Below are 13,005 nucleotides of genomic sequence, written 5' to 3'. Positions count from 1 at the left end.
AATGCTCCGCGGATATCGTACCAGCCTCGATCGTCAAATGTTTGCGGGAGGCAACAATGGGACTGTCCTGGCAACAAGGTCCGCTCTCGGCGGGAGCACTCGGCCGGTTCCTCGTACCCGAACCGCTGCCCAAGAGGTTATTGTTCGTCGAGCGGCTGCGCCGGCGCATGCGCGTGCGCTTCGCCGAACGCTGGATCGCCGACAGCGAGCAGGTCCTCCTGCTGTTCGAACCGGCTCGCTATCCCGTCGCCTACTTTCCGGAGAGCGATGTCGCGCCGGGTGTCCTGGAACGCACCGAGCACGTCACCCAGCACGCCGATCTCGGGTCCACGTCCTGGTACAGCGTCCGCGCCGACGAGCAGCACATCGCAGCGCGGGGCGCATGGCAGCACACCGGCCTGCCGGCCCACGCGAGCGAACTGCAGGGACGGGTCGCGTTCGCCTGGCGGGCGATGGACGCCTTCTACGAGGAGGACGAGCGGATCGTCGGCCACGCCGCCGACCCCTACCATCGCATCGACATCCGCCAGGCCTCCCGTCATCTCGTGGTCCGCCACGGCGAGCGCGTCGTCGCCGACACCAGGCGGCCGCTGGTGCTCTACGAGTCCGGCTTCGCGCCACGCTGGTATGTTCCGCGCGCCGATATCGACGAGTCCGCCCTCGCTCCGGTCAAGCTCCAGACCTTCTGCCCCTACAAGGGATTATGCAGCTACTACGCGATCGGTGAGGCACGCCAGGCGGCGTGGTCCTATCCGGACGCCTATCCCGAGGTGCGCCGCATCTCCGGCCTGGTGTCGTTCGAACCCGATATCGTCACCGTCCATCTCGACGGCGTCCAGCTGCATCTCGAGCCGGGCCAGACCGTCGTGCCGCACGGCCCGGACCGCAACCTCGACGTCGCCGAGGTCATTCGCGAGTAAGCCTCCGGCGACTTGCTGCCATTGCGAGCCGCGAGGAAGGCCTCCGATTCTCATTCAAGGCGGAGCAGAACATGGCGCGACTGCTATCCGTGAACGTCGGGCTTCCGCGCGACATTGAGTGGAAGGGCCGCATTGTTCACACCGCGGTCTGGAAAAGCCCGGTGCCTGGCCGGTGCCGGGTCGGTCGGCTGAATCTGGATGGAGACGGCCAGGGCGACCTCGGCGGCCACGGCGGCGAGCATCGCGTCGTGTTCGTCTACCAGATCGAATCGTATCGCCACTGGCAGGAAGAGCTGAAGCGAAACGACTTCGTCCACGGCCAGTTCGGCGAGAACTTCACGATCGAGGGGTTGCCCGACGATACCGTGTGCATCGGCGACCGTTACCAGATCGGCAGCGCGCTGTTCGAGATCACCCAGCCTCGCGTGACGTGCTACCGCGTCGGCATTCGCGTCAACGAGCCGCTGATGCCGGCATTGCTGACCTCAAGCGGACGGCCGGGCTTCTACTTCCGCGTCCTCAGCGAAGGCGATGTCGGCGCCGGCGACGACATCCTGAAGGTGGGCGAGGCGAAGGAGCGAATGACCGTTGCGGAGATCAACGCGCTGCTCTATTCGCCGAACCATCCGCGTGATCGGCTGGAGCGCGCCTTGCGCATCGAGCAACTCTCGCCGGGATGGCGGGCGTCGTTCCAGGCTTTGCTGCAGAACCAGGCGAGTGGCGCGGGCACCGGCAACGCGGGGCTCGCGCCGGAAGCGGCTGCGTATCCCGCTGCGCCGGGATTTCGTCCGCTCGTGGTCGCCGCGATCGATCACGAGGCCGCGGACGTCCTCTCGCTGTCGATGCAGGATCCGGACGGACAGCCGCTGCCTTCGGCCCTGCCCGGTCAGTATGTCGTGCTGCGCCTTCGACCCGCCGGCAACGGGCCGCAGCTGTTTCGCAGCTACTCGCTCTCGGGCCCGGCTTCGACGGAGCGCTACCGGATCAGCGTGAAGCTCGAACCGAACGGCGCTGCCGGAACCTACCTGCGGGAGCAGATCCGGCCCGGCAATCGTCTCGACGTCAGCTCGCCGCGCGGAAGCTTCGTGCTGCAGTCCGGAGAGCGGCCCGTCGTGTTGCTCAGCGCGGGAATTGGCGCAACACCCGTGCTGTCAATGCTGCACGCCCTGGCGAAGACCGGTTCGACACGGCAGGTGTTGTGGCTGCACACCGCTCGCGACGGGCAACATCATCCGTTCGCCGCCGAAGTCCGCCGCCTGCTGCCCGCTCTCACCCACGGTCGCAGCTATGTTTGTTACAGCAGGCCGGCCGCACGCGATCGGAAGGGCATAGATTTCGACGGCAGCGGTCATCTGTCGCGACAGGTGTTCGGCGAGGTCGGCATTCCCGGGGAGGCGGACGTCTACCTCTGCGGGCCCACGCGCTTCATGGCAGACATGAAAGACGCGCTGACGGCCTTCGGCGTGGCGCCGCAGCGAATTCATCTCGAAATCTTCAACGGCAGCGAATCGATGACGCCGGGTGTCGTCGGCGCCGCGGCCCGAGCTCCACATCCGCCGAGCGAGGATGCGGACACCGGTCCATTGATCTCCTTCGCCAGAAGCGGCGTTGCCGCACACTGGAAAGCGTCAGCCTACCAAAGCATCCTCGAGCTCGCCGAGGCATGCGATGTCCCGGTGCGCTGGGCGTGCCGGAGTGGCGTTTGTCACAACTGCGAAAGCGGCCTGGTTTCAGGCACGGTCGCCTATGAGCCAAAGCCGCTCGACCGGCCCGCGGACGGCAATCTTCTGATTTGCTGCTCACGGCCGGTTGGTGATCTCGTCATCGATCTCTGAACGGCAAGCGCAACACGCATCAGACCGAACCGGCGCCATCCGCGCGCGGCTGTGAGATAGCTGATCCGAGAGTTCGCTACGACGACTGGTTCAAGCGCGACGCTGCGATGAAATCAACGAACAGGCGGACGCGTGGCGGCACGGGATGGCCCGGCTGAAACGTGGCGAACAGTTCGATTTCATCGCACGCATGATCGGCAAGACAGGCCACCAGGCGCCCGGCCTGCAGGTCCTCGGACACGTCCCATAGCGCTTCCGACGAGAGGCCCCGACCTTCAAGGGCCCAGCCGTGAAGCACGTCGCCGCTGCTGCTGGACAGGTGACCCTTCACAACGATCTCCTCGACGCCGTGCTCCGTCCGGAACCGCCAGCGATCGTGCAGATGATGCCGGCGCGCCAGACGCAGGCATTCGTGATCGATCAGATCGGCTGGCCGCTCGGGCATCCCGCGTTTGGCGAAATAGGATGGCGCAGCGCAGAGCACGCGCGGCGTGGTCGCGATCTTGCGCGTCATGACCGCCGGATCGTCGGGCCGGTCAACGCGAAGGGCAACGTCGATGCCATCCTGTCCGACCTCGAGGCCGGCATCGGACAGCACCAGATGGACGTCCAGTCCCGGATGCTGGTCGGCGAATTCCGCCAGCAACGGCGCGATCCGCCGCCGGCCGAGCTCCATTGGCGCGCCGACCTTCAACAATCCACGTGCCGTCGCACCCCGGGCGGATACCTCCGCTTCGACGTCGCGCATCGCCGCAAGCAGCTTTCGGCAATGTTCGTAGAAGAGCGCCCCCTCTTCCGTCAGTCGAAACCGCCGCGCATTGCGTTCCGCAAGCTTGACGCCGAGCCGGGCCTCGAGGGCGGCAAACCGCCGGCTGGTGGCGGGCGGCGACGAGCGCAGCGCCGCGGCACCGGCGGAGATTCCGCCGGCTTCAACGACGCCGCAGAAGAGCTCGATGTCCCCGATGCTGTCCGGCATTTCAGCCCCCATGTTTCCATTTAATGGAAGCATAGCATCCTTCCCGGCATCTTTCCGGTCCTCTCAGGCCGGTCCATTTTCCTGCCCAGGAAAGATGAGGAGCAAGATTCATGCGCGCAATCCGGTTCGAGACCTTCGGAGACCCCTCGGTACTGAAACTGACCGAGGTCCCAGCGCCGACCGTGGACGCGGCGACGGCGCTGGTGCGCGTCGTCGCCGCCTCCATCAACCCCAGCGACGTCAAGAACGTGGCTGGCGCGATGAGCCAGACCACGCTGCCGCGCATCCCCGGCCGGGATTACGCCGGCATCGTCGAGGCGGGACCGGCCGAATGGCGCGGCGCCGCGGTCTGGGGCACCGGCGGCGATACCGGCTTCACCCGCGACGGCACCCATGCCGAACTGCTCGCGGTGCCGGTCACGAGCCTGCGGCGGAAGCCGGACAATCTCAGCTTCGAACAGGCGGCGTCGGTCGGCGTCAACTATGTGGCCGCCTGGTGCGGCATCGAGGCCGCCGGTCTCAAGGCTGGCGAGACCATGGTCCTGATCGGCGCCGGCGGCGGGGTCGGCGGCGCCGCGGCCCAGATCGCTCGCCGCATCGGCGCGCGGGTGATCGGCGTCGACCGCCACCCGCCGCATGCCGACGCGCCGATTCATGCGATCGCGGAGCATCTGATCATCGGAGCGGAGGACGTGCCGGCGGAAATCCGCGCGTTGACCCGCGGCAACGGCGCCGATGTCGTGTTCGACCTCGTTGGCGGCGTGATGTTCCGCAGCGCCGTCAACAGCCTCGCGCTGCGTGGACGGCTGGTGGAAATTTCCGCAACCGGCCAGCGCGAGGTGAGCTTCGATCTCGCCGATTTCTACCACAATGAAAGCCGGCTGCTCGGTGTCGATACCTTGAAGCGCGATCTTGCGGCCTCGGCGGATGTGCTTGACGCGCTCACGCCCGGCTTCATCGCCGGCGATTATCGCGCGGCCTCGATCGCGGAAACCTGCGGGCTGGCTGACGCCGAGCACGGCTATCGCAACGTCGCAGCCGGCACGGCCGGCCGCATCGTGATCAAGCCGCAGCAATAGGAGGACGACGATGATCGGCTATGTGCTGTCCCTGCTGATGGGCGTTGCCGCCGGGGTCGCTTACGGCCTCGTCCAGGTTCGCTCTCCAGCCCCGCCGCTGATCGCGCTGGTTGGCCTGTTGGGCATGGTGGTCGGAGAACAGATGATCAATACGGCGCGGCATCATTTCGCACCCGCTTCAGCACCGATCGCGCAGGCCGACGACGCACGTCCGGATCCGAACGGCCTTGTCGCCAGGCAAAGGCCGAACCGCATCGACGGTGCGGCACGGTCTCCGTGAGGGCGGAACGAAGAGCAAAAGCTCGGACGATTCATGTTGCGAGAATGCGGAAGTATGACTCACGGCTAATGCAACACATTCGGTGTCGTCCTGGCGAAAGCCAGGACCCATTACCCCAAATCTTAATCGTTACGCGAAGCTCGGGGCACGATCCCGTTCATCATCAAGTGCGGTGGCTATGGGTCCTGGCTTTCGCCAGGACGACGGTCGTGTGTGTGGCACACACACTGTCATCGCCCGGCTCGACCGGGCGATCCAGTACGCCGCGGCCCCTCGGTCCAAGCACTGACGTCTCTGGAATACTGGATCACCCGCATGCGCGGGTGATGACACCAAACAACCGCGACATTGCGCCGCGAACCTCGTTGCGGCGCAACAATCAAAATGAGACTGCCCGTTAAGCGATTGCGCGGCGACGACATCCGCGCTGTGCCCGCCTTCGGCTAGCTTTATCAGCAACAACCGGACGCCCTCGCGCCACGTGGACGCCGGCGACAACACAGAGGGAGGAGAGCGATGTTGAAGGGCAGTTTGGGACTGATTGCGTTGAGCAGCCTGTTGCTTTCGGGCACGGCGTTCGCTCAGGAGAAGATCAAGGTCGGCGTCACCGCGACGCTCGAGGGCACCTATACGGTGCTCGGCGAGGATGGCATGCGCGGCCACCAGACCGCGCTCAACGTGCTCGGTAAGAAGATCGGCGACAAGGAACTCGAATTCGTCGTCGCCTCGACCGACGCGACGCCGGACTCCGCGGTGCGCGCGGTGCGCAAGCTGATCGAGCAGGACAAGGTGCAGATCCTGCTGTCGCCGCTATCGGGCGACGAAGGCATCGCGGTGAAGAACTTTGCAAAGACCCATCCGGAGCTGACCTTCGTCAACGCCGCCTCCGGCGCGCAGGAGACGACCTATGTCGACCCGGCGCCGAACTTCTTCCGCTTCAACATGGACGGCGCGCAGTGGCAGGTCGGTCTCGGCAAATACGCCTATGAGACCAAGGGCTATCGCAAGATCGCGACCGTCGGCGAGGACTACTCCTTCATCTACACCCAGGTGTTCGGCCTGGTGCTTGAATTCTGCGGCGCCGGCGGCCAGGTCACCAACCGGCAATGGGTGCCGCTCGGCACCAAGGACTTTGCCTCGGTCATCGCAGCCCTGCCCGACGATGTCGACGCGATCTATCTCGGCCTTGGCGGCGCCGACGCGGTCAACTTCCTCAACCAGTATCAGCAGGCCGGCGGCAAGGCGCATCTGATGGGCGGCTCGATCATGATCGACCAGACCATCCTGTCGTCGAAGGGCAGCGCCAAGAACGCGCTGATCGGCACCATCGCCGCGAGCGGCCAGGCCGATACCTGGGAGGATCCGGGCTGGCAGAAATTCGTCAAGGCCTACCAGGACGCCTTCCCGCCGGCCAAACGTTTCCCGAGCCCGTCGCTGCTCGCCACCAATTATTACGGCTCGACCATGGCGCTGATCCTGGCGCTGCGCCAGGTCAACGGCGATCTCTCCAACAACCAGGCCAAGCTCAAGGAGGCGCTGGCCAAGATCGAGATCGACGCGCCGAACGGCAAGATCAAGCTCGATTCCAACCGCCAGGCGATCGGCACCAATTTCGTCACCGAGGTGGTCGATGACGGCAAGGGTGCGCTGTTCTCCAAGGTCGTGAAGGTGATCCCGAACGTCAACCAGACGCTGGGCTACGATCCGGCGGTGTTCGCCAAGATCGGCCTGCCCGGCCGCACGATCCCGGAGTGCAAGAAGTACTGACGTATTTGTTGCAGTGCAGGCAGAGCGGCCGCGGCATGGCGTGCGGTTGCACCAACAGCCCTGCTCGCCCTTGCTTTCCGCGGGCGGATGATGAACGCTTGTCGAAAAGACAAGAACATCCCGCGGGAGGGGAGGCATGAGCAGGGCGCTTGCCGTCTTCCACGGCCGGTTCGGTCGCGCGACGGTCTATCAGTTGAACCGTCCCTTCAACGTGCATGCGCACCGCGAAGGGCATCTGATCTTTCACGTCGGCGGGACGCCGGCGCAGATCGATGTCTCCGAGCAGCGCCTGCTGCTCAAGGACGACACCGTCGTCGCGGTCAACCCGTGGGAACCGCACAATTTTCTGCCGACCGACATGGACCACGGCGCGATCTTCTTCGTGCTCTATGTCAACGCCGAATGGTTCGCGCCAACGGCGAATGCGCAGGGCCTGCGGTTCGGCCGCACCTTCTTTCCCCGCACCGAGACGCTCGACCGGCTGATCCGCCGCACCGCAGCACTGGTGTGCGGCGCGCCGTCGCTGCGCACCCTCGATTGCGAACTCCGGCAATTGATCGATTCCTGCTACGAGGAGAGCTGGCAGGCGGCGCAGGACGCGCCCGCGGCGGCCGCGGTGACCGATTTCCGGGTCCGCAAATCGATCAAGCTGATGTCGGAAAGCCCCGGCGCCGAGATCGAGCTCGATGCGATCGCGCGCGAGGCGGGCCTGTCGCGGCCGCATTTCTACCGGCTGTTCCGGACGCAAACCGGCGTCACCCCTCACCTCTACATGAACACGCTGATCATGGAGCAGGCGCTGGACGCGCTGGTCGCGACCGAGACGCCGATCGCCGATATCGGCTTCGATCTCGGCTTCTCCTCGCAGAGCGGCTTCACCCGCTTCTTCGCCGCCAATGTCGGCATGGCCCCGACCGACTATCGCCGTGCCGCCAAGGTGTTGCGGCCGTAAGGGAGTTCCGCAACGATAAAAGATACTCTCGATCAAATCCGAAGCTTTCGCCCTCGATAGGATGACAGGACACGCGGCCCGGCAGACGGTCGCGGCCAGCTGAGGGAACGCGACGGAGATGGCCAGGTTCATCGAACGCCATCCGGCCTGGGCGCTGATCGTGATCATCGCGGTCGCGGTGTTGCTGTGGCTCGTGTTCGCGATCTGGCCGCCGGGACTAGAGGCCGCGATCGGCCGCAAGCGCGTGTTCCTCAATGCCGTGCTGAACGGCATCACGCTCGGCGGGCTATATTTCCTGGTGGCCAGCGGCTTCACGCTGATCTTCGGCCTGATGCGCAACGTCAACCTCGCGCACGGCTCGCTCTATCTGTTCGGCGGCTATATCGGCTACGCCGTCAGCACCTGGACGGGATCGTGGATCCTCAGCTTCATCGTGGCCTTCATCGCGGTGGCGCTGGTCGGGGTGATCCTGCAGCTCGCCGTGTTCCGCCGCATGGAGGGTCAGGACCTCAGGCAGACCATGGTGACGATCGGGCTCTCGATCGTGTTCGCCGATTTGATGCTCTGGGTGTTCGGCGGCGACTTCTATCAGGTCCAGACCCCGAGCTGGCTGATCGGCCCGGTGCAGCTGCCGCTGCTCACCGCGATCAAATCTTCGGGCGAGCCGGTCTATCTGCAATACCCGCTGGTGCGGCTCGTGATCTTCGCGGCGTCCGTCGTGATCGGGATCGCGATGTGGCTGGCGCTGAATCGTACGCGGATCGGCATGATCGTGCGTGCCGGAGTCGACGACCGCGACATCCTGGCCGCGACCGGCGTGCGGATCCAACTCGTGTTCGTGCTGGTGTTCGCGCTTGGCGCCGGGCTTGCCGGCATCGCCGGCGTCGTCGGCGGCACCTTCCAGTCGCTGTCGCCCGGCGAGGACACCCGCTTCCTGCTCGCTTCCCTCGTCGTCGTGATCGTCGGCGGCATGGGCTCGATCCCGGGGGCCGCGCTCGGCGCCGTCATCATCGGGCTCGCCGAGCAGCTCGGATCGGTCTACATCCCGACCTACGCCATCGTCGTCACCTTCCTGATCATGGTCGTGGTGCTGGCGCTGCGGCCGCAGGGCCTGCTCGCGAGGCGATGAAATGTCGTTGCTCCAGAGCACCCAGTTCCGCCCCGACCCGTCCGCCAACGCGACGCGACGCGCATTGATCCGCGCCTGGCCCGAACTGCAGAACCCGGCGGCGTGGCTGGTCGCGCTGATCCTCGTGATCATGCCGCTGATCGCCAACGGCTTCTTCCTGATCGAGATCTTCGCGACCACCCTGATCCTCGGCATCATCGCGCTCAGCCTGATGTTCCTCGCCGGCTATGGCGGCATGGTCAGCCTGATGCAGCTGACGATCGCGGGCTTCGCCGGCTACATGGTCGCGGTGTTCGGCATGAGCGGCAACGCCAATATCAGCCTGGGCTGGCCGTGGTGGCTCGCAACGCCGATGGCGCTGGCGCTGGCGACGCTGTTCGGCACGCTCGGCGGCGCGCTCGCGGTGCGCACCGAGGGCATCTACACCATCATGATCACGCTGGCGATCGGCGCGGCGTTCTACTACTTCACCAACCAGAACTGGGCGATCTTCAACGGCCACACCGGCATCAACACCGTCGCGACGCCGCATTTCTGGGGCGTCGACTGGCGCGCCGACATCGCCTTCTACTATGTGACGCTCGGCGTCGCCGCGATCTGCTACTTCGCCGTCCAGTATGTCTCGCGCGCGCCGTTCGGCCTCGCGCTGCAGGGCGTGCGCGACAATTCCCGCCGCATGGCCGCACTCGGCTTCAATCCCAATGCCCATCGCATCGCGGCCTATGCCTTCGCGGCCTTCATCGCCGCGCTCGGCGGCGTGCTGCAGGTCTGGAACTACCGGCAGATCTCGCCCGGCTCGGTCAGCGTCGGCGCCTGCATCGACGTGCTGATCATCGCGATAGTCGGCGGTATCACCCGGCCGATCGGCCCGTTCATCGGCGCACTCATTTTCGTGCTGCTGCGCACCTTCGCGCTCGACGTGTTGATCAAATTCGGGCTCGACGGCAACCGCTTCCGGCTGCTGATCGGGCTCGGCTTCCTCGCCATCGTGTTCTGGTCGTCCGACGGCGTGATCGGCCTCTGGGAACGCTGGCGGCGCCGCACCACATCCTCGACGCAACGTCCAGGCGGAGGCCGCCATGGATAGCGTCGCGCAGCGGCTGTCCGTGGTCGGCGCCGGTGCAGCGCTGGAGCTGCGCGGCGTAACGCGGCTGTTCGGCGCGCTGGCGGCGCTGACCGACGTCACCATCACCGTGCGTCCCGGCGAGCGCCGCGCGGTGCTCGGCTCGAACGGCGCCGGCAAGACGACGCTGTTCAACTGCATCACTGGCGACTTCCCGCCCTCCTCCGGCACGATCCGCTTCTTCGGCGAGGACATCACCCAGTTCCCGCCCTATGAGCGCATCCGCCGCGGTTTGCGCCGCACCTACCAGATCTCGGCGCTGTTCCCCGGCCTCACCGTGCAGGACAACGTCTACCTCGCCTGCCGCGGCGTCTCGCGCGGCCGCTTCTCGTTGCTGCGCCCGGGGCAGAACGATGCGCTGATGCATTCGACCGAAACACTGGTGCAGGCGGTGCACCTCGCCGGCGTCAAGGACCAGCGCGTCGCCGAACTCGCGCATGGCCAGCAGCGCCAGCTCGAGATTGCGCTGGCGCTGGCCGGCGCGCCGCGCTTCATCCTGTTCGATGAGCCGGCGGCGGGACTGTCGCCGACCGAGCGGCGCGAGCTGATCGAGATCCTGACCTCGCTGCCGGCCCATATCGGCTACATCATCATCGAGCACGACATGGACGTCGCGCTGCGCGTCGTCGAGAGCGTGACGATGATGCACAACGGCCGCATCTTCAAGGAAGGTCTGCCGCGCGAGATCGAATCCGATCCTGAGGTGCAGCAGCTTTATCTCGGAGGCGGCCATGAGTGACCGCCGCGCCGCTCCTGCCCTCGAGGTCAAGGGCCTCGACGTCTATTACGGCCATTCGCATGCGTTGCAGGGCGTCGATCTCACGCTCGATACCGGCGTGTTCTCGGTGGTCGGCCGCAACGGCATGGGCAAGACCACGCTGTGCAAGGCGATCATGGGCCTGGTGCGCCTTAGCGCCGGCTCGATCCGGATTCGCGGCGAGGAAGTCACGCGGCTCAACCCGGCGCGGATCGCCCGACTCGGCGTCGGCTATGTGCCGCAAGGCCGCCGACTGTGGCGATCGCTGACCGTCGACGAACATCTCGCGCTCGCCGGCGGCCTGCGCCGCGGCGCCTGGACCATCGAGCGCATCTACGACACCTTTCCGCGCCTCGCCGAGCGCAAGAACAACGGTGGCAACCAGCTCTCCGGCGGCGAGCAGCAGATGCTGGCGATTGCGCGCGCGTTGCTGACCAACCCGCAACTCCTGATCATGGACGAGCCGACCGAGGGCCTTGCGCCCGTGATTGTCGCGCAGGTCGAGGAGATGCTGCTGCGGCTCGGCGACGAAGGCGACATCTCCGTCCTGGTCATCGAGCAGAACATCGGCGTCGCGACGGCGGTGTCGCGCAACGTCGCCATCATGGTCAACGGCCGGATCAACCGCATCATCGACTCCGCGCGCCTCGCGACCGATCGCGAGCTGCAGCAGCGGCTGCTCGGCGTCGGCACCCACGGCGCGGATGTGACTGAGGCCGAGGCCGCGCCAGCAAAGGCCGAAGCGGCCGGCGCACCGCTGCCGGAACGAAAGGGACCGGCTCGCATCTACGTCTCCAATCCCGTACTGCCGACGCGCTGGTCGCAGCCGGTGCCGATCGCCCGCATCGAGGCAGCGGCACGGACGCAGTCCGCCGCCGTCACGAGGCTTGAAGAGACAACCCGCACGCGGCGCGAGCCGGCAACATCCAGGACCTCGGGGCCACCGGTCGTGCTGGTCGTCGGCACGCTCGACACCAAGGGTGCGGAGCTGCGCTTCATTCGCGACATCATTGCTGACAGCGGCCTGCGCACCCGTCTGGTCGACGTCTCGACCAGCGGCAAGGCGGCGAGCTGCGACGTCACCGCGCAGGAGATCGCGCTGAACCACGGCCGTGGCGGCTCCGGCGTATTCGGCGCCGATCGCGGCGCCTCGGTGACGGCGATGGCGGAGGCATTCGAGCGCTGGCTGCGCCGCCAGGGCAATATCGCCGGCATCATTTCCGCCGGCGGCTCGGGCGGTGCCTCGCTGGTCGCACCCGGCATGCGCGCGCTTCCGATCGGGGTGCCCAAGCTCATCATCTCCTCGGTCGCCTCCGGCGACGTCGGCCCCTATGTCGGTCCTGCCGACATCACCATGATGTATTCGGTGACCGACGTGCAGGGTCTCAATTCGATCTCGCGCGCGGTACTCGGCAACGGCGCCAATGCGCTGGTCGGCATGGTCAAGGCGCGGCTCGACCAGCAAACCAGTAAGCAGCGCGACACCGCTGCCAGCCTTCCCGCGATCGGCATCACCATGTTCGGCGTGACCACGCCGGCGGTGCAGAAGATCGCGGCCGACCTGCGCGAGGATTTCGAGTGCCTGGTCTTCCACGCCACCGGCGTCGGCGGCCGCTCGATGGAGAAGCTGGTCGAGTCCGGCCAGATCGCCGGGGTCATCGATCTCACCACGACCGAGGTCTGCGACCTCCTGATGGGCGGCGTATTCCCGGCGACCGACGATCGCTTCGGCACAATCATCCGCAGCCGCGTGCCCTATGTCGGTTCGGTCGGCGCGCTTGATATGGTGAACTTCGGCGCACCCGACACCATTCCGGAGCGCTACCGGCAGCGCAAGTTCCACATCCACAATCCGCAGGTCACCTTGATGCGGACCACGCCAGAAGAGAACGAGCGCATGGGCCGCTGGATCGGCGAACGTCTCAACCAGATGGATGGACCGGTGCGCTTCTTCCTGCCCGAAGGCGGCGTCTCCGCGCTCGATGCACCGGGCCAGCCGTTCTGGGACCCCGATGCGGACGTTGCGCTGTTTGGCGCGCTGGAGCGCACCGTGCGCCGGACCGGCAACCGGCAGATCATTCGCATCAAGCGCAACATCAACGATCCCGAGTTCACCGCCGCCATCGTCAGCGCGTTCCGTCCGCTGCTCGGACGCGCCGGTAGCAGGCGGAGAGTGGCGAGGTGACC

General features: G+C 66.3%; 11 protein-coding genes. 10 read left to right on the top strand and 1 reads right to left on the bottom strand.

Features of this window, described 5'->3' with window-relative positions; translation table 11 throughout:
• Window positions 1-56: 56 nt before the first annotated feature.
• Together WDM24_RS09295 and WDM24_RS09290 are read left to right on the top strand one after the other, a co-directional pair.
• Window positions 57-920 (top strand): DUF427 domain-containing protein, encoded by an 864-nt coding sequence (locus WDM24_RS09295; protein WP_338830957.1) that lies wholly within the window; start codon window positions 57-59, stop codon window positions 918-920.
• A gap of 71 nt (window positions 921-991) precedes the next feature.
• Window positions 992-2,755, top strand: a complete 1,764-nt coding sequence (locus tag WDM24_RS09290) for an MOSC and FAD-binding oxidoreductase domain-containing protein (RefSeq protein WP_338830956.1) — start codon at window positions 992-994, stop codon at window positions 2,753-2,755.
• A 76-nt stretch (window positions 2,756-2,831) separates the two neighbouring features.
• Here WDM24_RS09290 and WDM24_RS09285 read toward each other — a convergent pair whose 3' ends face one another.
• Window positions 2,832-3,731: a LysR family transcriptional regulator gene (locus WDM24_RS09285; protein WP_338830955.1), complete on the bottom strand. Its 900-nt coding sequence runs from the start codon at window positions 3,729-3,731 to the stop codon at window positions 2,832-2,834.
• Between the two features lie 110 nt (window positions 3,732-3,841).
• Between WDM24_RS09285 and WDM24_RS09280 the strand changes: the two genes are divergently transcribed.
• The 8 genes from WDM24_RS09280 (at window position 3,842) to WDM24_RS09245 (ending at window position 13,003) form a co-directional block, all read left to right on the top strand.
• Window positions 3,842-4,810 carry a zinc-binding alcohol dehydrogenase family protein gene (locus WDM24_RS09280; RefSeq protein WP_338830954.1) on the top strand — a complete coding sequence of 323 codons (969 nt, stop codon included), beginning with the start codon at window positions 3,842-3,844 and terminating at the stop codon, window positions 4,808-4,810.
• 10 nt (window positions 4,811-4,820) lie between these two features.
• On the top strand, window positions 4,821-5,090 hold the full coding sequence (locus tag WDM24_RS09275) for a DUF1427 family protein (RefSeq protein WP_338830953.1): 270 nt from the start codon (window positions 4,821-4,823) through the stop codon (window positions 5,088-5,090).
• Between the two features lie 516 nt (window positions 5,091-5,606).
• Window positions 5,607-6,857, top strand: coding sequence for an ABC transporter substrate-binding protein (locus tag WDM24_RS09270; protein ID WP_338830952.1), 1,251 nt, complete (start codon window positions 5,607-5,609; stop codon window positions 6,855-6,857).
• A gap of 136 nt (window positions 6,858-6,993) precedes the next feature.
• Window positions 6,994-7,809, top strand: coding sequence for a helix-turn-helix transcriptional regulator (locus WDM24_RS09265; protein WP_029082762.1), 816 nt, complete (start codon window positions 6,994-6,996; stop codon window positions 7,807-7,809).
• A 118-nt stretch (window positions 7,810-7,927) separates the two neighbouring features.
• Window positions 7,928-8,938 (top strand): branched-chain amino acid ABC transporter permease, encoded by a 1,011-nt coding sequence (locus tag WDM24_RS09260; RefSeq protein WP_338696993.1) that lies wholly within the window; start codon window positions 7,928-7,930, stop codon window positions 8,936-8,938.
• 1 nt (window position 8,939) lies between these two features.
• A complete protein-coding gene (locus WDM24_RS09255) occupies window positions 8,940-10,025 on the top strand; it encodes a branched-chain amino acid ABC transporter permease (RefSeq protein WP_338830951.1) in 1,086 nt (361 codons plus the stop codon).
• On the top strand, window positions 10,018-10,800 hold the full coding sequence (locus WDM24_RS09250; RefSeq protein WP_338830950.1) for an ABC transporter ATP-binding protein: 783 nt from the start codon (window positions 10,018-10,020) through the stop codon (window positions 10,798-10,800). Before WDM24_RS09255 ends, WDM24_RS09250 begins: the two co-directional genes overlap by 8 nt.
• Window positions 10,793-13,003, top strand: a complete 2,211-nt coding sequence (locus WDM24_RS09245) for an ABC transporter permease (RefSeq protein WP_338830949.1) — start codon at window positions 10,793-10,795, stop codon at window positions 13,001-13,003. Before WDM24_RS09250 ends, WDM24_RS09245 begins: the two co-directional genes overlap by 8 nt.
• Window positions 13,004-13,005 lie beyond the last annotated feature (2 nt).

This window comes from Bradyrhizobium sp. 27S5, assembly GCF_037217225.1.
Taxonomy (GTDB): domain Bacteria; phylum Pseudomonadota; class Alphaproteobacteria; order Rhizobiales; family Xanthobacteraceae; genus Bradyrhizobium; species Bradyrhizobium septentrionale.
The sequence above is the reverse complement of the archived record's forward strand: the minus strand, read 5'-3'. Positions and strand labels throughout refer to the sequence as shown.